20 protein-coding genes are annotated in these 19,350 nt (G+C 39.8%); 9 read left to right on the top strand and 11 right to left on the bottom strand.

Annotation, left to right across the window (positions count from 1 at the left end):
* Window positions 1–96: 96 nt before the first annotated feature.
* From ABFG93_RS08820 to ABFG93_RS08810, 3 genes are all read left to right on the top strand, one after another.
* The gene (locus tag ABFG93_RS08820; RefSeq protein ID WP_347552424.1) at window positions 97–285 is read left to right on the top strand and encodes a hypothetical protein; all 189 of its coding nucleotides are present in this window, start codon (window positions 97–99) and stop codon (window positions 283–285) included.
* 270 nt (window positions 286–555) lie between these two features.
* On the top strand, window positions 556–1,443 hold the full coding sequence (locus tag ABFG93_RS08815) for an EamA family transporter (protein WP_347552422.1): 888 nt from the start codon (window positions 556–558) through the stop codon (window positions 1,441–1,443).
* A 77-nt stretch (window positions 1,444–1,520) separates the two neighbouring features.
* Window positions 1,521–2,600 (top strand): mechanosensitive ion channel family protein, encoded by a 1,080-nt coding sequence (locus ABFG93_RS08810; RefSeq protein ID WP_347552420.1) that lies wholly within the window; start codon window positions 1,521–1,523, stop codon window positions 2,598–2,600.
* Window positions 2,601–2,638: 38 nt separating this feature from the next.
* On the opposite strand, the gene ABFG93_RS08805 is transcribed toward ABFG93_RS08810, so the two are convergent.
* Window positions 2,639–3,601 carry a bile acid:sodium symporter family protein gene (locus ABFG93_RS08805; protein ID WP_347552419.1) on the bottom strand — a complete coding sequence of 321 codons (963 nt, stop codon included), beginning with the start codon at window positions 3,599–3,601 and terminating at the stop codon, window positions 2,639–2,641.
* Window positions 3,602–3,776: 175 nt separating this feature from the next.
* On the opposite strand from ABFG93_RS08805, the gene ABFG93_RS08800 reads away from it, so the two are divergent.
* The 5 genes from ABFG93_RS08800 (at window position 3,777) to ABFG93_RS08780 (ending at window position 8,579) form a co-directional block, all read left to right on the top strand.
* A complete protein-coding gene (locus tag ABFG93_RS08800; protein ID WP_347552417.1) occupies window positions 3,777–5,180 on the top strand; it encodes a SpoVR family protein in 1,404 nt (467 codons plus the stop codon).
* Between the two features lie 9 nt (window positions 5,181–5,189).
* Window positions 5,190–5,765, top strand: a complete 576-nt coding sequence (locus ABFG93_RS08795; RefSeq protein WP_347552416.1) for a hypothetical protein — start codon at window positions 5,190–5,192, stop codon at window positions 5,763–5,765.
* 420 nt (window positions 5,766–6,185) lie between these two features.
* Window positions 6,186–7,538: a TrkH family potassium uptake protein gene (locus tag ABFG93_RS08790; RefSeq protein WP_431522065.1), complete on the top strand. Its 1,353-nt coding sequence runs from the start codon at window positions 6,186–6,188 to the stop codon at window positions 7,536–7,538.
* A 494-nt stretch (window positions 7,539–8,032) separates the two neighbouring features.
* On the top strand, window positions 8,033–8,248 hold the full coding sequence (locus ABFG93_RS08785) for an alpha/beta-type small acid-soluble spore protein (RefSeq protein WP_347552414.1): 216 nt from the start codon (window positions 8,033–8,035) through the stop codon (window positions 8,246–8,248).
* A gap of 79 nt (window positions 8,249–8,327) precedes the next feature.
* Window positions 8,328–8,579, top strand: coding sequence for a hypothetical protein (locus ABFG93_RS08780; RefSeq protein ID WP_347552412.1), 252 nt, complete (start codon window positions 8,328–8,330; stop codon window positions 8,577–8,579).
* Between the two features lie 32 nt (window positions 8,580–8,611).
* On the opposite strand, the gene ABFG93_RS08775 is transcribed toward ABFG93_RS08780, so the two are convergent.
* The 10 genes from ABFG93_RS08775 to ABFG93_RS08730 form a co-directional block, all read right to left on the bottom strand.
* Window positions 8,612–9,271: an amino acid ABC transporter permease gene (locus tag ABFG93_RS08775; protein WP_347552410.1), complete on the bottom strand. Its 660-nt coding sequence runs from the start codon at window positions 9,269–9,271 to the stop codon at window positions 8,612–8,614.
* Complete coding sequence (locus ABFG93_RS08770) at window positions 9,264–10,052, bottom strand: transporter substrate-binding domain-containing protein (RefSeq protein WP_347552408.1); 789 nt, start codon at window positions 10,050–10,052, stop codon at window positions 9,264–9,266. Before ABFG93_RS08770 ends, ABFG93_RS08775 begins: the two co-directional genes overlap by 8 nt.
* A 168-nt stretch (window positions 10,053–10,220) precedes the next feature.
* Complete coding sequence (locus ABFG93_RS08765; protein ID WP_347552406.1) at window positions 10,221–11,318, bottom strand: ABC transporter ATP-binding protein; 1,098 nt, start codon at window positions 11,316–11,318, stop codon at window positions 10,221–10,223.
* 172 nt (window positions 11,319–11,490) lie between these two features.
* Complete coding sequence (locus ABFG93_RS08760; protein ID WP_347552404.1) at window positions 11,491–12,384, bottom strand: PucR family transcriptional regulator; 894 nt, start codon at window positions 12,382–12,384, stop codon at window positions 11,491–11,493.
* A 151-nt stretch (window positions 12,385–12,535) separates the two neighbouring features.
* Window positions 12,536–12,739: a hypothetical protein gene (locus ABFG93_RS08755; protein ID WP_347552402.1), complete on the bottom strand. Its 204-nt coding sequence runs from the start codon at window positions 12,737–12,739 to the stop codon at window positions 12,536–12,538.
* A gap of 56 nt (window positions 12,740–12,795) precedes the next feature.
* Window positions 12,796–13,017: a DUF5342 family protein gene (locus ABFG93_RS08750; RefSeq protein WP_347552400.1), complete on the bottom strand. Its 222-nt coding sequence runs from the start codon at window positions 13,015–13,017 to the stop codon at window positions 12,796–12,798.
* A gap of 45 nt (window positions 13,018–13,062) precedes the next feature.
* Window positions 13,063–14,232 (bottom strand): YheC/YheD family protein, encoded by a 1,170-nt coding sequence (locus tag ABFG93_RS08745; RefSeq protein ID WP_347552398.1) that lies wholly within the window; start codon window positions 14,230–14,232, stop codon window positions 13,063–13,065.
* Complete coding sequence (locus ABFG93_RS08740) at window positions 14,229–15,599, bottom strand: YheC/YheD family protein (RefSeq protein WP_347552396.1); 1,371 nt, start codon at window positions 15,597–15,599, stop codon at window positions 14,229–14,231. The genes ABFG93_RS08745 and ABFG93_RS08740 overlap by 4 nt, the downstream gene beginning before the upstream one ends.
* On the bottom strand, window positions 15,596–16,657 hold the full coding sequence (locus ABFG93_RS08735; protein WP_347552394.1) for a YheC/YheD family protein: 1,062 nt from the start codon (window positions 16,655–16,657) through the stop codon (window positions 15,596–15,598). The genes ABFG93_RS08740 and ABFG93_RS08735 overlap by 4 nt, the downstream gene beginning before the upstream one ends.
* Window positions 16,658–16,666: 9 nt before the next feature.
* Entirely contained in the window at window positions 16,667–18,019 is a 1,353-nt protein-coding gene (locus ABFG93_RS08730) for a YheC/YheD family protein (RefSeq protein ID WP_347552392.1), read from the bottom strand.
* A gap of 133 nt (window positions 18,020–18,152) precedes the next feature.
* On the opposite strand from ABFG93_RS08730, the gene ABFG93_RS08725 reads away from it, so the two are divergent.
* Entirely contained in the window at window positions 18,153–19,298 is a 1,146-nt protein-coding gene (locus ABFG93_RS08725) for a DUF445 domain-containing protein (RefSeq protein WP_347552390.1), read from the top strand.
* Window positions 19,299–19,350: the final 52 nt, after the last annotated feature.

Raw genomic sequence — 19,350 nt, 5'->3', positions numbered from 1 at the left:
ATCCAATCATTCGCTAAATTGTTCGTTTTAGGGAACTTCTATTGATTTTATGTTAAAAGTAATACATAGACAGAGGTTCAAGTTAGGGGGGATACTGTGACAAATTTAGCATTCGGGATTATTTTATTTCTGATACTTGGATTTGTTCAGTATAGTTGGTTTTACGATCCAAATAATGGAGTTGCAATTGATTTCAAATCAAAAAGCTCTTATATCATCACCACAATAGTGCTCGGGGCCCTGGTTGGTTATTTAATTACAACCGGAATTTTTCAGTCTTATTAGTAACCGGTTTGAATGCCAAAGGGCCAGGCCCAGCTATAAGCATTTTGTGATGGAAAGGATCGATAAAAGATTCATTGACAGTAAAGTGTTTTGAGATTATTCTTTAGAAAGAGTGTGCTAAAACCAGTTGCCATGCTGGATGACGATTTTTCTAAAAGGCGAGCCTTTTATTTTCATCGTCCTTCGTCGATTATTCGATGGGGGGCGATTTTTTTATTTCACTGGTTCTTCTAGTGAGTAATTTTATAAACAACCATGAGGAGTGTACATATGAAGTGGAAGTACATGATACTTGTTTTGTTAGCCGGATGTTGTGTGGGGTCTCTTTCCACCATCACGAAAATAGGAATTGCGAACGGCTATACAGTTGGGGAGCTGTTAGCGGGACAGTTTATTATTGGGTGGATTTTATTAATAGTGCTTGGACTCTGTTCAAAAAATAAAACTGCCTTTAAAGAATTGACCTTGCTGGTAGTCGGCGGGATTGCCATCGGCTGCGTGTCGATCTTTTACACGCTCTCAGTATCAATGCTCCCTGCTTCTATCGCCGTGCTTCTCCTTTTTCAATTTACTTGGATCGGCATTGTGATTGATTCTGTGGCGATGAAAAAGTGGCCTGAAAAAAGAACGGTTTTTTCTGTTGTTGTCATTTTGGGAGGAACGTTCCTGGCAAGTGGAATGATGGAAAGTAGAGTATTACAGTATGACCCACTCGGGGTCTTACTTGGGCTCCTTGCCGCTGTTTCATTTGCTGTATATATATTCGTTATGGGACGAACGTCTGCTGAAGTACCTGCTATTCAAAAAAGCTTGTTTATGATGACGACGGCAGGTATTCTTGTTCTTACCGTATTTTCACCCTTTTCCCTCGTTCAAGATGGAGTATCGGAAGAATGGTTGTTATATAGTCTATTTCTAGCTCTTCTCGGAAATATTTTCCCTGTTTTGTTTATGTCAATTGGTGTCCCAAAGATTGGATCAAGTATGGGGACGATTCTAAGCTCCTCGGAGTTACCGGCAGCAGTTCTTCTTTCTGCTGTTGTTTTAAATGAAACGATTGGTCGTTTGCAGTGGATTGGTGTTTTAATGATATTTGCTGCTATCGTAGTTTCACAATGGTCCCCGGTTAGGAAAAAGAAAATTAAAAAAGCAGCTTAATTACGACTGTCAGATAGAGCGAAGTAGCAACGAATGTTTATGGTTATAACTTATTTTTGCAAAGGGGAAATTGCGTAATGGAGTTATTACGTAGTCAGGAAACATGGATTCAATTGGGTATTGCACTTGGAATTTTTCTTATTTTTCTCATCTTGAGAAAAATATTCGCAAAGTATATCTTTAATCTGTTTCTTAAGTTAAGTAGAAAATCTTCTACAGAGTTTTTTACTCATCTTTTCCTTGCATTTGAAAGACCGGTCCGAATGCTTTTTGTCATTATAGGTTTGTATATTTCCGTTCGGTATGTGCCATTCTGGAATCATCATAATGACATTTTTCTTCAGATTTTACGATCGGCCTTAATTTTCCTTGCTGCATGGGGGCTGTATAATTTTTCATCGGCTTCTTCGTTATTTTTCCATACAGTAAACGATAAATATAACTTAAAAATCGATTCTTTATTAATTCCGTTCTTATCAAAGACTATTCGCTTCTTAATTGTAGCGATGACGTTCAGTGTCATTGCGGGGGAATTTAACTACGATGTGAATGGATTCATCACAGGACTCGGGCTTGGTGGTCTTGCTTTTGCATTAGCTGCAAAAGAAACAATCGAAAACTTTTTTGGAGGCGTCGTGATCATTACTGAGAAGCCTTTTTCGATTGGAGAATGGATTAAGACGCCAAGTGTTGAAGGTGTTGTAGAAGATATCACATTTAGAAGTACAAAGATCCGTACATTCGCTCAAGCGCTTGTGACGGTGCCGAATGCAAGGCTAGCTAATGAAAACATTACAAACTGGTCTAAGATGGGCAAGCGTCAAATCACCTTTCATCTTGGCGTCACATATGATACGTCTTCCGATCGACTAGAAACATGTATTAATCGAATTGAGAGAATGCTTCGGGACCATGAAGAGATTCATCCAGAAACGATCTTTGTTTCGTTTGACGAGTTTAATCAAAGTAGCCTTGACATCTTTTTGTATTTCTTTACGAATACGACCACGTGGGGAGACTTCTTGAACGTAAAGCAGGATGTAAACTTTAAAATCATGAGGATTCTTGAAGAAGAGAACGTCTCGTTTGCTTTCCCTACGCAAACACTTCATGTTGAAAATATGCCATCTAATAAAGAAGAAAAAATGTATAGTTAATAAAAAGGCAGGTCCTCTGATGAGAGACCTGCCTTTTTCTATGCACTTTTTCTTTTCGGTTCTCTTTTTTGTGTAGGCTCGCTGGTTTTACTCCAAATTGTTGCAAGAATTGGCCCTGAAATATTATGCCATACGCTAAAGATGGCACTCGGTACGGCAGCGATCGGATTAAAATGAGCTGCTGCAAGAGCAGCACCTAGGCCCGAATTCTGCATGCCTACCTCAATTGAGATGGCACGTTGATCGGATGCGTTTAGACGAAGTACCTTTGCCAGCCAGTAGCCAATGACAAGTCCAAGTAAATTATGGAGGATGACAATAGAAAAGATTAGAAGTCCTGTCTCAGCAATGCGATCTTTACTCGCCCCAACTACAGCTGCGACAATCGCTACAATGGAGATAACTGAAATAAGTGGTAGGGCTGTGACACTTTTTGCTACTTTCTCCTTAAATACCATCTTAACAATCACGCCGAGTGTAATTGGAATCACGACCATTTGTAGAATGGAAAGGAAGAGATCCCCTGCAGATACGGGAAGCCACTGGCTTGCGAACAATAAAACAAGTGCTGGCGTTAGGAGTGGCGCTAACAAGGTAGAAACAGCTGTAATGGCAACGGATAAGGCGGTGTTTCCTTTTGCAAGAAACGTAATAACGTTAGAGGCTGTGCCGCCGGGACAACAACCAACAAGAATAACCCCTACAGCTATTTCAGCAGGTAATTGAAAAGCAACTGCCAGTCCATATGCAAGTAGTGGCATCACAATAAATTGGGCAGCTACGCCAATCGCCACGCTCTTCGGTTGTTTAACGACTTCTTTAAAATCACTACCGGAGAGAGTCATGCCCATGCCGAACATAATAATTCCTAGCAAAATCGTTATATAAGAAGTAATCCAAGTGAATCCTTCAGGAAATAAAAAGCCAAGTACAGCGAAGAGAAGAACCCATACTGCAAAAGTATTTCCTGCAAATCGACTCGCGTTTTCAAGCAGTCTCAAATCATCACATCCTTAGAAATTTAATTTTGATTATACGCCTATTGATAGAATTTTCAATACATTTTGATGAATAATGTAGATTATTTAATTTGATACTGTTTGTTTTTATCCCTCACTCATGAACCTACTTGTCCGCTCATACATATTAGTAAGCAATTCATTAGGAGGGAATGACATGACGACAGAGAAAGAAATATTTTACGCTATTGAAGAGATTACAGAAATAGCGAAAGGGTTCGGGCTAGATTTCTATCCGATGCGTTATGAAATTTGTCCGGCAGATATTATTTATACTTTCGGTGCATATGGTATGCCTACACGTTTTTCTCACTGGAGTTTCGGAAAGCAATTTCATAAAATGAAGCTTCAATATGATCTGGGATTAAGTAAAATTTATGAGCTTGTGATTAACTCTGATCCTTGTTACGCGTTTCTATTAGATACGAACAGTCTTATTCAGAACAAGTTAATCATTGCTCATGTACTTGCTCACTGTGATTTCTTCAAAAATAATGTTCGATTTTCAAATACAAGACGCGATATGGTTGAAAGCATGACGGCTACTGCAGAGCGGATTTCTTATTATGAGCACCATTATGGAAAAGCAGAGGTAGAAAGCTTTCTCGATGCTGTTCTTTCCATTCAGGAGCATATTGACCCTTCTATAATGAGACCAAGGCTGACGTATAACCTGCAGGAGGAAGAAACGACTAGAGTAAGAGGTGGCTCGCCATATCACGATTTATGGGAGCTTGATAAAGAGGGGAAGGAGGACGAGCCAGAACCGAAGAAAAAAAAGAAATTTCCACCTCATCCCGAAAAGGACCTTCTCCTTTTCATACAGGAATATAGCAGTGAGCTTGAAGACTGGCAGCGAGATATCATGACGATGATGCGTGAAGAAATGCTTTATTTCTGGCCTCAACTGGAAACGAAAATTATGAACGAGGGATGGGCGAGTTATTGGCATCAACGTATTCTTCGTGAAATGGATTTAACAACTGAGGAGTCGATTGAATTTGCGTCTCTTAACGCAAATGTTGTTCAGCCTTCTAGAACGAGAATTAATCCTTATTACCTTGGTTTGAAGATTTTTGAACACATTGAAGAAGTTTATGATAATCCCACAATGGACATGAAGCAAAGAGGTGTAGAGTCTGGTAGTGGACGGGAGAAGATGTTTGAAGTTCGTGAAGTGGAAGCAGATATTTCTTTTATCCGTAACTATCTAACAAAAGACCTTGTTTATAAGGAGGATTTATACTTATTTCAGAAAAAAGGCAGGGACTATAAAATTGTGGATAAAGAGTGGGAGCATATACGAGATCAATTGGTTACGATGAGAGTGAACGGAGGTTTCCCATACTTAACAGTAACCGATGGAAACTATATGAAGGCAGGAGAGATGTACGTTCATCATTCTTTTGAGGACACTGAGCTTGACCTTCAATATCTTGAGCGTGTTCTTCCGTATATTCATCAGCTATGGGGCCGCCCTGTACACATGGAAACGAAGGTGGAAGATAAAGAAGTCTTATTTTCCTATGACGGCAAGAAAATGCATCGTCGCTATTTGTAGAAGATGGAGATGGCAACTGAATTAATGACTGATTTTTGGCGTTATGTTCTGTTCGTTGCCGCTGCTGGGGCACTTGGTGGCATTGGTAATATTCTCATATCGGGTGAGTTTCAGCCTTGGCGAAAAGTGGTTAACCGAGAGAGTCATACGGTACATTATAGTATAGGGTCAGTCAAAGAACCTTTTGTTGGAGCAATTGGTGGAGTCCTAACTACTCTTTTGTTTGTTGAAACAGCTTCTGCTCAGTATTTATTGTACATCTCTATGCTGACTGGTTTTGGTAGCAGTGCCTTTTTAAAACGCTACATTGACCAAAAGACGGACCAGATAATTGAGCAAAGTAATACAAAGCTTGAGGGGGAGAACATTCAATCTTATCAAGTAAATGATGAGGGTTCGGGTGACAAGGTTTCAATGGTGAAGGGAGTTATGAGCCCGTCTCCTGCTTATCTGACTGAAGAAGAACAAAAACGGCTTGCGGATTTACAATCCAGTCTTGGAGAAGCAATCGGACCAAAAGAAGCGAAGGTATACCAATGTGAAATTAATGCCCTGATCAATCGGGGTAAACAGCGCTCGTACTAAGAGGTTTGTACACTATATGAAACGGTAAAAATATCAAGAAGAATTAAAGAGCTGCTTAAATACGGCTCTTTTTTGTTTGCACATTTTTCAGGGGTAGTCTTTTGGGAGGCAGAGAGGACATCCCTTCTTATACAGAGATGCTTTCATTAATCTATAAATGGAATAAGGAATAGAACATGTGAAGATTCTCAATAATGGAGGGTATAGGAAAAGACATTGACAGATAGCTTATATGGGTTAAGATAGGGAATGTGATTATCCCACCCCTAAGGGCAGTAAAACCCCCACCAAACGTAGATCAATTAACGTTTTGGTGGGGGTCAACTGCCCCTAAAGGGCCGATTGGTTCAGCTAACGATAAGAGGGGTTAAATCCCGCTCTGATGGAAGTTTCATTCTATATGAAAAGGCAGTGGATGCTTTGTTAAGATCTCGTTTTCGACGTATACGATTAACCTCTGTACAGTTAATTGTTTTATTTTATTTAGTAGCAGTGACAATATCGACTATATTAATAAGTTTGCCTATTGCTCATCAGCCTGGCATAGAGATATCCTTTATTGATGCACTATTTACAGCAGTGAGTGCTGTTAGTGTAACTGGCCTCACTGTGTTTTCAACTTCTGATACATTTAATGTTACAGGTACGTTTATTATTGCTTTCGTCCTTCAGTTTGGCGGAATTGGCATTATGACGCTTGGAACTTTTGTTTGGTTGGTGATGGGGAAAAAAATAGGGCTCAAAGAACGACAGCTTATTATGACTGATCAAAATCAGTCAACGCTTTCAGGTCTTGTTCAACTGATGAAACAGATTATTGCTCTTATTTTCCTTGTGGAAGCAATAGGGGCACTTATACTGGGCACTTATTATCTTCGTTTTTTTGAAACATGGCAGGAGGCCTTTCTTCAGGGGTTCTTTGCTTCTGTGAGTGCGACTACCAATGCTGGTTTTGATATTACTGGTCAATCTCTGCAGCCTTTTGCAGGTGATTACTTTATTCAATTTATTCATATTATACTTATTGTTACAGGAGCGATTGGTTTCCCGGTTTTAATAGAAGTGAAGAATTTCTTGTTTTCAAACCAAAATGATGTTAAATATAGATTTTCGTTATTTACGAAGCTAACTACAATGACTTTTTTTGTTCTAGTCGTGGCCGGTGCATTTCTAATATGGGCTTTTGAGGCAAATAATTTCTTCCGTGATAAATCATGGCATGAAACCTTGTTCTATTCTGTTTTTCAATCTGTAACGACTCGTAGTGCTGGTTTGTCTACAATGGATGTAAATCAATTTCAGGAACCTACACAGCTGATGTTGTCAGCTTTAATGTTCGTTGGAGCATCTCCAAGTAGTGTAGGTGGTGGAGTTCGAACCACCACCTTTGCAATTGTCTTACTGGCAATTTTCTTTTTTGCCAAAGGCGCTTCTTCTATTAAAATATTTGGAAGAGAACTTCATCCAGAAGATATTCATAAAGCATTTGTTGTATTTAGCGTTGCTTCAATGGTTTGTGGGGCAGCGATTATTATACTTTCAATTTCAGAACCATTTCCAATTGTAGCAATCATCTTTGAAGTTACATCTGCTTTCGGTACTACAGGACTTTCCATGGGAATAACTCCAGGATTAAGTACTTTTGCAAAAATTATTATTATTTGTCTTATGTTCATCGGACGGATTGGAATTCTTTCATTTCTTTTCCTAATTCGAGGAACCGTTCTTCGTGAACGATACCATTATCCAACTGAACGAGTGATTATAGGCTGAAGCAAGGGGAGATGTTCCTCTTGCTTTTTTTATTTGCCTTCTTAGTTATTCATAAGGCTCCAGCGCCTACTACTCGCAGAAACTCCGATATTTCACTCTTTCCCCGAAACACAGAAAGCGTGTTCAAGAGTTTCAATATCTCCGTTTCTAAACGCTCGTCTTCGCTTTTCGTGAGATCCAGCTGCAGTGGCCAGACACTCGGTCACTTCACCTTCCAACTCGAACACAAAGAACGTGTTCAATTTGGAAGGTTCCAGTGTCTGACGGGTCTAAACGGCCACTTCTGCTTTTCATGAGATCCAGCTACTACTCGCAGACACTCCGATATTTCACTCTTTCACCGAAACATAGAAAGCGTGTTTCAGTTCAAGAGTTCCAATATATCTCCGTTTCTAAAACGCTCGTCTTCGCTTTTCGTGGCTATAATTACCAAATGTTTTTGGTATATAATATTTGAGATTTCACAAACTAGTTGTACAAAGGAGGTGATTGACATGGCTCAACAAAACAGACAAGGAAGCTCTAACAACCTTGTAGTACCTGGTGTGGCTCAAGCTATCGACCAGATGAAGTATGAAATCGCTACTGAATTCGGAGTGCAACTTGGTCCGGACTCAACTTCTCGCGCTAACGGATCTGTTGGTGGAGAAATCACTAAACGTTTGGTTCAAATGGCTGAACAACAGCTTGGCGGTTACCAACAACAATAATTATATACCATGGCTGTAAGGGATGGACGAGTCCATCCCTTCTTATGTGAGTAGTACATAATGCAAAGGAGAACCGTGTATGGCTTTTGAATGTCCACTGTGTAATAGCTTTGCCGCAATTGAGATGGCATGTCCTGTGTGCGAATCCTCGCGTTTGAAGGATCAGGGTAGGGAAGCCGACTATTACGATGATTATAGCCCATACATTGCTATTGAGGGATTAAAGAAGACAGACGGATACCAAACTGACTCCTATGAATGCCCACATCTTTTAGCATGCCCTACTTGTGGGATGAGTAATGTTTATTTGATCGAAGAGTGGATGACATAGAAAAAGAGCTGCAAACTTATATGCAGCTCTTTTCATGATGATGGAATATATAACTTTTTTTCCAAAAAACTTTGGATGATGTTAAGAATTGTTGTAAAGAACCAATAAATTAGCGCAGCTGTTAATAAGATAGGTAGCACTTCATAGCTAGACGCAGCAATTTGGTCTGCATTATAGGTTAATTCGGATATTGTAAGTACAGAAGCAAGTGATGAAGCTTTCACAATATCGATTAGAGAATTCCATACTGGGGGAATCGCTCTTCTCCATGCTTGCGGCAATATGACTTCTTTATAAATTAACGATTTTTTCATACCGAGAGACATTGCAGCTTCCCATTGTCCTTTTGAAAGGGAAAGGATTGCAGCTCGAAATGATTCTGAAATATAGGCCCCAAAATGTAATATAAGTCCTGTATAAGCAGCCTGCCATGCTGATAGTTGAATATCGACTGAGACAAGGCCATAATACAAAATAAATAATTGAATAAGAAGCGGTGTCCCTCTAAAGAATGAGACGTACAGCTTTGCTAATCCGATTGCGATTTTGCTTTTTGAAATTCGTAACAAAGCAATGACGAGACCAACCATTAAGGCACCAAAGATGGAGAAAAAGCTTAGAAGAAGAGTATTCTTTGCCCCTTCAAGGAGAAAGGGCAAAGAATTAATAAGGACATCAATAGTTTCACTCACTTACATTCTCTCCATCAAAATACTTCTTTGAAATTTCAGCAAGCGTACCATCTTCCTTCATTTCCTTTAGTGCACCATTCATTTTCTCTATTAACTCTTCGTTACCTTTTGGCAAAGCAAAGCCCATTTTTGTTGTGTTGAATGTTTCACCGACACCTTTTACGTTGTAATCAGTTTTAGGAAGTTCAGTTAGAATGAATAGGCGGTCATTCATGGCAGCATCAATGTTACGATCGTTGCTCAAATCAGTAAGTGCCTGATTGGCGCCTGAATAAATTTTAGTTTTTGCACCTGCGTCTTTGGCAGCTTTTTCATAGTTACTACCCTGAGTTGTGCCGACTGTCTTTCCTTTAAGATCGTCTATTCCCTTGATGTCATTATTATTTTTGTTTACGATAACTTGACCACCTGAATAGGTATATGGTGTTGTGAAATCAAATTTTTCTTTGCGTTCATCTGTAATGGTTACCTGGTTAGCAACCATATCAATTCGCTCTGTTTCAAGAGAAGAAAGAAGTCCTTTCCATTCGATCGCTTTAAATTCCGCTTCCATCCCAATGCGATTTGCTACTTCGCGGGCTACTTCAACGTCATACCCTGTAATTTCATTATTATCATCGCGATAGCTAAATGGCGGATATGTTGCTTCCGTTCCAATTAAAAGCGTTTCTTTTTCATCTGAGCTTTCCCCAGCGTTCTCTGTATCTTCATTACCGCCGCATGCTGAAAGCACACTCAGTGCTATAACAAATAACAACCCCAGCATCCATTTCTTATTCAAGATAAGTCCTCCTTTAATTCCTACAAGTTTGATGTGAATTATAGGTTTATTGTAGTGAGCATTGGCCTGAAAGTCAATTAAGAAACATTATTGACGAGTTAGGAGTCGTTCATGCAGGGTTCCAAACAAAAAAGCATGTTCTCGGTGAGGAGAACGTGCTTTTATTAATTAACGAATGCGAAGTTCAGATTCTGTATCAAAGAAATGACATTTATTCATATCAAAAGCGAGATTGATGTCCTGACCGTTATGGATATCAGTACGGGAATCAACACGTGCTACGAAATCTTGATCAGCTACTTTAGAGTAAAGGTATGTTTCTGCACCCATTAATTCTGCAACGTCAATCACTGCGTTCACTCTTGTATCTTGAGAGGCTTCAATAAAGACAGGCTCATCATGGATATCTTCAGGACGAATACCGAGCATAAGCTCTTTATTTAAGAATCCGTTCTCGCGAAGAGTTTTCATCTTACCTTCAGGAACTTTTACTTTAACGTCTTCCATTTTGAAATAGCCATCCTCAAGCGTACCACGGAAGAAGTTCATAGCAGGAGATCCGATAAATCCACCAACGAAGATGTTATCAGGTGCATCGTATACTTCTTTCGGTGAGCCAACCTGCTGGATGACACCGTCTTTCATAATAACAATTCTTGTAGCCATCGTCATTGCTTCAGTCTGGTCATGTGTAACGTAAATTGTTGTTGTTTGCAGACGCTGGTGCAGTTTGGAAATTTCAGCACGCATTTGAACACGTAGTTTTGCGTCAAGGTTAGAAAGTGGCTCATCCATCAAGAATACCTGTGGATCACGAACAATGGCACGACCAAGTGCAACACGCTGACGCTGACCACCAGAAAGTGCTTTTGGTTTGCGGTCAAGAAGACTTTCAAGACCAAGGATACGAGCAGCATCCGTTACGCGACGTTCGATTTCTTTCTTGTCGAATTTACGAAGCTTAAGCCCGAAAGCCATGTTATCGTAAACATTCATGTGGGGGTAAAGAGCGTAGTTCTGGAAAACCATTGCGATATCGCGGTCTTTTGGGGCTACATCATTCACACGACGGTCTCCAATAACAAGATCACCGTCAGAAATATCTTCAAGACCGGCAATCATTCGAAGAGTCGTTGATTTACCGCAACCGGAAGGACCTACAAATACGATAAATTCTTTATCTTTAATATCCAGATTAAAATCTTTTACTGCTTCAAACTTGTTATCGTATCTTTTGTAAATGTGATTGAGTGTAATCTCTGACATTTTAAAGCCTCCTATGAAATGAACTCCTTTTGATAGTTCTAAGTCTACTCTATGAAAACGCTATCGTAAATTGGAAGCGTGCACAAAAATAGACAGGCATTTTGTGCATTTTGAACGAATTCATCTTTTTTTGGTGAATTTCCTCAGAAATTGAAAACACAGAAGCTGGGAATTATCTCCTTAGCTCCTGTGCAAGAAGTGATAAGTAGACCATGACAGCTCCTTTAAAGCTTTTCACATCAATACCTGTTTTTTCTATAAATTTATCAACCCGATATTGGAGACTGTTTCGATGGACATATAATTGTTTCGCGGCAAGGGTGATGTTTAGGTTGGACTCGAGGTAAACCCGAATGCTTTTTAACAGCTCGTCTTCTTCCTTTACAGGTTCGATGAGCTTAATTAAATAATTAATCGTGTCTTTACTTGCTTCATTAAATAGAATAGCGGGAATAACATCCTGATGAGTGAATACCATTTGAGATGGCATGAGCTCAAGTCCTGCAAAGAACCATTTCTTTTCAGCTGAATAGGTACGCGTGAAATCGTTTTGATCAGTTTGATACATGGTTTGCCCGATAAAAAGGGACATACCCGTGAAGAAGTCGGCTGTCAGTGCTGCTGCCACCTGTTCAAGTTCATCAGCGATGTGTTCATCGAAAGTTTCTAGCTGAATGAGAAGTCCTTCTTTATCATTCTCAAATAAAAGGACTGCGTCTTCAGAAAATAGACCGGTCATGGCTTCTGTAAAATTGATCATATCTGAAGGAGTCTCTTGTAAATAAAAGTGTATGTAGCGAACCGGTCCTTTTACTTTTAGATCAACGTCGTGATTATTATGAAATAATAAAGATGACCATTTCTTTTGGAGAGGATTTAACCATTCGTGTTCAAGTTTTATAGAAGGGAAAAGGGCGTTTAGAAGATCTTTCTCTCTTGTTGTTAAACGTGTCTTCCGGATTCCAAAACGTTCACCGTCTTGTGTTCTATACCAGTAGAACTGGTCCGGTTTATCGGATGTCATTGCAAAGTCGTTTCCATATAGTTCAGCTAGTTCTGCATTCACCTGGGGACCCTCCTAATTGACCTATTACTATTTAGTATAACGTAACACGGCAATCAACTTAACAGGTATGGGAAATAAGAAAGAACCTCTGGGGTTATGCCAGAGGTTCACAGGTTGGTTAAGTAAAAGCAAAAATCATTTAATGATAAAACTATGAGCGGTCTTTAGGAGTACGATCGGGCTCACAATGGTGAGGTGGCTCTTGTTTCATGACAGGTATCGCTTCTTCAATTTGGGCCTGTTTGTAGCTCTGATGCACAGCGCCACCAGCCATTCCCTCGTTAACCATGCGATCGATATCCATATCAAACTTATCTCGGCCCTCATGCATAGAATCAGTTTTGTTTTGAGGCATATCCTTCAACTCCCTGTTTAGTTGGATAGGGTTAGTATGCGAAGGAGGATGCTTAATTATGAATCCTGTTTCTCATAAATGTGGAAAAGCATCAGTTCGTGAAGCTGGGATTGAATTTTTTTCTTTTCATCCTCAGGTGGGGAAGGATCAAACCATTCAAATTCTCCAGTATGAAGATATAAAGCGCGATAGTATGCTCCACGATAAAAGAATGAGATTTCCCATTTTGGTTTTCGAACTTTCGACCCGACAGATTTATATTGAAAATGTGAAATCATCTAACTCCCCCCAAACATCTTTTTCCATTATCATACCATAAGCGGTTAGAATGCTGAAAAGGTTCGAAAGGTACTGATGAGAGATTGAATATACTCCCTGTGAATAGCTGGTTCGTCAAATCTCATTGGCTTTGAATTTGCTTCAAAGATCCAGAAGTGCCCATCTGTGTCCTTCCCGATATCCATTGAACATTCTTTGATATCTTCTCTTTCTTCAATAACTTCAGCAGCCAAAATCGCGATCTTTGTAAGAATTAGAGAATCTTTCTCATCAGCAAGCTTATGAAAAGCAACGATTCTGCCACCTCTTGGGACATGGGTGGTGAGGCTATTATCAAAGCCTACACGAATTCCGATTCCGGTTACCGTCCAGTAATTTAACGGCTTTTGAAGCATGATTCTAAAATCATAGGGATGATTATTGTAAGTGGAAAGTTGGATTTCCTTTTGCACTAAATATTTCTCATGTAGAAACGGAGCAATGTGAGTGTGTAATGCAGTAATGGAAGAAAAATAACGTGTCATTTCATGATCTTCATATTGGTAGCCGGTGGGAAGTTTCTTTACCCTGAAAATCCCTCTGCCTTTACTACCCGAAGATGGTTTGCAAAACACGGATGGAAATTTATGAAGCAATGGATCAAGATTTTCGATGGTTAACTCGATAGTCTCAGGGATATGAAGAGTCAAGTATTCATGACTAGAAAGGTATGAAAAGATATCTAGTTTTTGAAAGAATGAACGATTAAAGAAGGGAATATCTTTTTGCTTAAATAAAGCAAAAAGGGAAGAAACCATATTTGTCAGTTCTTCTTCTCGGTCAGGGATTCGATTATAGATCACATTTGGGTAGGGAAAGTGATAACCTGTCCATTTTTTCGTATCCTCATCGTAAAGGTAACCTTGAATATGTGTTCGATAGACATCACCCGGGGTGAAAACATAGGATAGTCCGCCGTGATTTGTTATTTCCCTTTGTATGTCTTTAAAGATCGAAGCATTTCCACTAAAGTGATGAAATGGATTCGTTCCTGCAATAATGCCCACTAGCGGTCGAATTGAGTTTTTAGCTGATTCGATTTGAATAACTCTCTTCGTAGAAAAAGAAGAGGGTGGGGGATAGAGGCGTTTTTGATCTTTCCCCCAGTAGAGATAGCGATAAGTACTTTTCTGATACCATCTATTGGATTCAGAACAATACATAAGATCGATCATACTGGTGTAACCAACTGCTTTTCAATGGCCGTTTTCGCGAGATATATAGCATATTCCATTGGGAGAAGCCGTGTTCTTGCTTCCTCAGCTTTCAATCTAGAATGAGCGAAAATCCCTCTACCTGGCTTAGAATTTGCCTCGAATAGAAAAACACTTCCTTCTTTCGTGATACCTAAATCAAATCCAATTTCCCCGATGAAACCAGGGACTTTTAAATCGATTGCACGACTTAGTTGCAATGCAGCTTCCATTAAACTTCTTTCAACTTGCTTGGAAACACCATATTCTGAAGCTAGCTCACTTATCGTTTTGACTGTTCCACTTGAGGCCATGTGTGTCGTTAAACTGCCGGCACCTGCTATTTTTGCAGCGATTGCGCTAACTTCCCATTTACCATCTTTGTTTTTGTTTGTATGAACCCGATAATCCATCGGCCTTTGATTGATGCGATGAAGATCAATTCCCTGTTGCACGATTAAACCGCTTATTCCATTCGGGTATTGCATTTTGATAAGCCGAGAAAGGGAAGAGTATCTTCGAAGGCGATTTTCTTTCTCAGTGCGGAATCTGCAATAGTAGAACTTTTCGTTTGCCGGCTTTAGAATCTGTTGAATACCAAGACCAAGGCTGCCGTTCGCTGGTTTAATAAATACTTGCTCATAATCGTTAAGCATACGTGAAAGAACGCTTGTCTTGGGAGCCAATACGGTTTCTGGTAAGTATTTTTTAACGGATGTAACACCACTAAGCTTCTGGAACATCGTCCATTTGTCAAAGAAACCTGGATTAAACCATGGTGTGAAGTATTGGGACTGAAGTTTCTGCATCGTAGTAGATACCTGTTCGATCGCTTCTGAGCTCCGGTTTGGGAGCCGGTCATAAACCACGTCAGGCATGGGAACCGTTACCCTATGCCAGCCTCTTTTGTTATACATTAGCCCTTTTATGATCCCTGTTTTCCAATTGATCTGGTGCGCACCAAAAACAAAGCCAAAAGCCCCACACTTTGCTGAAGCTGAAAGTAGTCTTGCAAAATACATACTTCGCTCACCGATTGGTCTAATCGTATCTTTAGTGAATCCAGCTGTGAAAATACCGATAAGAGGTCCGATGTGAAGTGAATTGCCACGTTCAAACATGTGGACCTGGAGTTCTTCAGGTATCCCAAGCACCTTCCACAGGTCCTCCGATAGCAAATATTCTTCTTTGTTTTCTGGGTGAGGGGAAACGGTACAAAAAGACCTCCTCGATCCGAAACAAACATGATTTGGAAAAGAGACATGTTCGACCCAGCGTTTAAATTGAGCAGATGGAACATAAAAAGTTCCCGAAGAAGATGAATCCTTTTTTAAAAGAAATGTTGTCATATTTCCTCAACTCCTTCTTTCTCATTTAAGAGGGATCGGCAGTACTGAAATGGTAAACGGGGATACAGGGTCTGGTTTTGAATAATCCTGTGGCCCGGCTTGGAGTTTGCTTCAAGTAACCAGACTTTACCTGAATGATCGATCCCAAAATCGAGTCCGAGTTCGAATAATGGCGGGAAAGATTTCTCGAGCTCTGTAGCAATGACTTGAGAAAGCTTGGTTATTTTTTCATCTGCTGCTAAAAGAACAGTGGCAGATAAAGCTAGTTCCTTATCGCTTAAAATGCAGCCTCCACTATGCAAGTTGGAAACAAACGAATGCTTTTGTCCTACACGCATAGCGCGACCTTGCTCAATCCAGCTTGTTGTTGTATTCTTCATCATCACCACTCTTCGATCGAAGGGTTTACTGTTCTGGTCAAGCAGTATAAGTTTTTCCTGAATAAGGTATTCGCGGTTTTTTATTATTCCTGAAATAAGCTGAAGAAAATGACTGGTTGTATCATAAGTATGTTGAAGGACATTCCCTTTATGATTGATTTGAACAGAGATCCCACTAAGTTCCTGTGTAATGAGAATGATGCCGTTTCCTTGCGATCCATGTATTGGCTTCACAATGAATTCTTTATGCGTTTGTAACCACTCTTTTAAAACAGTTAGAGCTGTAGGGAAGGGTAGTTTTGCTGTTAATGGAAGGTGCTCACGAACAAATGGATTGGTTCGTAATACTTTGTAAACAGCCCATTTTCCTGAAAGACCATAACCTAGAAAGCATGCATGTGTTTTGTTTTTTAACCAGTGAATAAATCGAAGTGAAGGAGCTTTTCTGAAATTTGAATGGAAGCAACGATCATAAATAAATTCCGGAACTGGGAAATTGGCTTTTCGCCATGTATGTGATCTTTCGTCGTATTTCAAACCTTCTATTTCAATTCCGGGTGATTGGTGGGGAACAAAACGATAGACCTTGAATCCTGATTCAGTACCTGCTGCTCCAAGTTTGTTAAGATATGTTTGCTCATGTGTGAACGAATATTGCATGATACCGAATGAATTCATATGTTCCTCCTAGGAAGACGTACACCAGGTAATAAAGCGAATAAGCGCTTTAACTGATGGACGGTAAGTGTTATTGGTGATGCCTTCAAATGTTTTGGAAGGCTTTGTATTTACTTCAATGATCCAGGGATGGCCGTTTTGATCAACAGAGAGGTCTATTCCAAGCTCGCCAAAAAAACCTTCTGTTTCAAGATCAATGATTTGCGAGACCTCTCGAGCAAGTTCTGGGAGGATTCGTTTCGTTTGCTTCTGAATACCTTCCTCAAACTGGACAAGACCTTCCTCAAACCGCTTTAACTGTGCGCCTCGCGCGACATTAGATACAAATTGGTCCCTGGACTCCGCAATTCGAGCTACAGCAGAAACCACTTGCCATTTCTCACCAGTACCTTTTAAACATAGGATACGAAAATCTACCGGACAATCATTTATTTTATGAAGTGGAATACCTTGTTGGACGAGATAAGGAACGTGTTTGGAACGTGCTCGAATAGCGGGGTATAGCCCAGTTAGTGTTGGTGAAGAGACCGTCTGATTTCCATTGAAACTGGAATAATCCAAATGATATAAAGCATTCATGTAGCTGATCCGAAAAATATGTTTACCCTGACTTCCGTTCAGTGGTTTTAAATAAAGGGTTTGATATTTAGTAAGCATGGCTTGGATCGTATCAATTGATTCAAGTAGAACAGTGTCTGGAAGATACGGAGCTATTTCCTCATGAGATAAAAGCCTTTCATGAACTTCCCATTTATTAAGGAAGGATTCATTGAAATAGGGAATGCGTTGCTCCTTCCAAAGCGCTTTTAACTTTTGAATAGATTGTGATTGTTCGAGTTTCCTTGAGTGAATACGGTTATAGATCATAGAGGGCTTTGGAAGGTTCCATTCAACCCATTCTCGTTGATTCCAGATCCTACCAGTAACTGAATCTTTCCCCCACGTTTTGAATGTATAGACATAAAAGAGGATATGATGATTTTCACAATAATCGGCCACTTCTCTACAAAAAGCGGTGTATGCTCCAAATGGTGATGTTTCGTCACCTGTTGTGTTTGTGACCAGACAGAATATTGGACCAAACGAAAGGATTTGTTCCTGATGACAATAAGTAAGAACAAGTGGGATCGTTTGATATGGCAAATTGAGTGTTGTAAGTAGAGAAGGCGAACAATATACCGTATGGCTTGATGGTGATGGGTATACCTGAATGGTAATGACTTCTTCAAGATCCATATACCGAAACAAAGTGGTACTACTTGTTAGATTCCATTTTGCGGCGATCTTTTCTGGAATGGAAAGGATACGTAACGTGTTATTTTCATTTACAGGTTGTAAAATAACTTTTTCTGCAAGTTTCATTCCTGACCCTCGTTCAACTTGTTTTTCTGATTTTTTGCTTTCCTATAACTGGATAGGCAATAGCGGATATCGTATACTATGAAGATGGAGTTTACTATGTGAACGTGTTTATGTTTGGTAGAAAGGTTGAGATATGATGTCGTCTATACTGATAACAATTCTATTTATGATAGTGATTGGCGCTGTTATAGGTGGGTTTACGAATTCATTGGCAATTAAAATGCTGTTCAGGCCATATGAAGCTCGGTATATCGGAAAGTGGAAGATTCCCTTTACCCCCGGTCTAATTCCAAAGCGGAGAGATGAATTGGCTGTTCAGCTTGGGAAGATGGTTGTTGAGCACCTTCTAACAGCTGAAGGAATTCAGCAGAAAATGCATGATCCTGTTTTTAAACGTACAATGATCGAATACTCTCAGAAGGAAGTCCTTCATATCCTTGAATCGGACGAGTCTATTGAGGAGCTACTGAAAAAAGGACTTCATCTAGAGAACCCTGCAGTAGAAATGAAAAGGAAAGCTTCCTCTTATATTAGCGGTATACTTGAAACAAGGCTCGAGGAGCTAAAGCATAAAGAGCTTGAGGAAATCATTCCAGAGAAGATGCAAGCGAGGATCGATGAAGCCATTGAACCTTTTTCAGAGCTTATCCTAACTAAAATAAGCGAGTATATTGCTTCAACAGAAGGAAAACAGAAGCTGGCCGTGATGATTGACCGCTATCTTGCAGATCGCGGTACACTCGGGAGCATGATTAATATGTTCTTTACAAATACGCGACTTGTCGATAAAGTACAGCCAGAATTACTAAGGCTTCTCAAGCAAAATGACATTCAGAATGTCATCATTACAATGCTACAAAAGCAATGGGATGACCTGAAGGAAACAAAGATCGAAACGTTTGAGGATAAATTTAATTCAAACAAAATGGTGAATGAAGTTACGGTAATAATCGTAAATGAGCTTCCAATTGATCGTATGATGAAACTACCTTTGTCGGAAGCTGTAGCGCCATATAAAGAGCGGATTATTGAAGATATCGTACCACGCATTGTAGATGCTGCTGGAAAATATTTAAGTAATAATCTTCAACCGCTTATGGAACAATTGCATCTTGCAGAAGTTGTAAAAGGTCAGGTTGAAACCTTCTCAGTAGGCCGTTTAGAGGAGATGGTCTTGTCTATTTCAAGAAGGGAATTTAAGATGATTACGTATCTTGGAGCCGTTCTTGGTGGGGTGATTGGACTCATTCAGGGAGTCATCATTACCCTTATTGGATGAATTTCATCTCAGTCTTTGTTATAGTGGGGAAGTAAAAGGGTTATGAGAGCGA

It is taken from the genome of Pseudalkalibacillus hwajinpoensis (assembly GCF_039851965.1).
Taxonomy (GTDB): domain Bacteria; phylum Bacillota; class Bacilli; order Bacillales; family Guptibacillaceae; genus Guptibacillus; species Guptibacillus hwajinpoensis_E.
This window is presented reverse-complemented; position numbering and strand designations above follow the sequence as displayed.

What these genes read in the sequence shown, in the direction of transcription:
- ABFG93_RS08815 (WP_347552422.1), top strand. Translation starts at nt 556, where the DNA reads ATGAAGTGGAAGTACATGATACTTGTTTTGTTAGCCGGATGTTGTGTG.
- ABFG93_RS08810 (WP_347552420.1), top strand. Translation starts at nt 1,521, where the DNA reads ATGGAGTTATTACGTAGTCAGGAAACATGGATTCAATTGGGTATTGCA.
- ABFG93_RS08800 (WP_347552417.1), top strand. Translation starts at nt 3,777, where the DNA reads ATGACGACAGAGAAAGAAATATTTTACGCTATTGAAGAGATTACAGAA.
- ABFG93_RS08795 (WP_347552416.1), top strand. Translation starts at nt 5,190, where the DNA reads ATGGCAACTGAATTAATGACTGATTTTTGGCGTTATGTTCTGTTCGTT.
- ABFG93_RS08785 (WP_347552414.1), top strand. Translation starts at nt 8,033, where the DNA reads ATGGCTCAACAAAACAGACAAGGAAGCTCTAACAACCTTGTAGTACCT.
- ABFG93_RS08780 (WP_347552412.1), top strand. Translation starts at nt 8,328, where the DNA reads ATGGCTTTTGAATGTCCACTGTGTAATAGCTTTGCCGCAATTGAGATG.
- ABFG93_RS08765 (WP_347552406.1), bottom strand. Translation starts at nt 11,318, where the DNA reads ATGTCAGAGATTACACTCAATCACATTTACAAAAGATACGATAACAAG.
- ABFG93_RS08755 (WP_347552402.1), bottom strand. Translation starts at nt 12,739, where the DNA reads ATGCCTCAAAACAAAACTGATTCTATGCATGAGGGCCGAGATAAGTTT.
- ABFG93_RS08750 (WP_347552400.1), bottom strand. Translation starts at nt 13,017, where the DNA reads ATGATTTCACATTTTCAATATAAATCTGTCGGGTCGAAAGTTCGAAAA.
- ABFG93_RS08745 (WP_347552398.1), bottom strand. Translation starts at nt 14,232, where the DNA reads ATGATCGATCTTATGTATTGTTCTGAATCCAATAGATGGTATCAGAAA.
- ABFG93_RS08740 (WP_347552396.1), bottom strand. Translation starts at nt 15,599, where the DNA reads ATGACAACATTTCTTTTAAAAAAGGATTCATCTTCTTCGGGAACTTTT.
- ABFG93_RS08735 (WP_347552394.1), bottom strand. Translation starts at nt 16,657, where the DNA reads ATGAATTCATTCGGTATCATGCAATATTCGTTCACACATGAGCAAACA.
- ABFG93_RS08730 (WP_347552392.1), bottom strand. Translation starts at nt 18,019, where the DNA reads ATGAAACTTGCAGAAAAAGTTATTTTACAACCTGTAAATGAAAATAAC.
- ABFG93_RS08725 (WP_347552390.1), top strand. Translation starts at nt 18,153, where the DNA reads ATGATGTCGTCTATACTGATAACAATTCTATTTATGATAGTGATTGGC.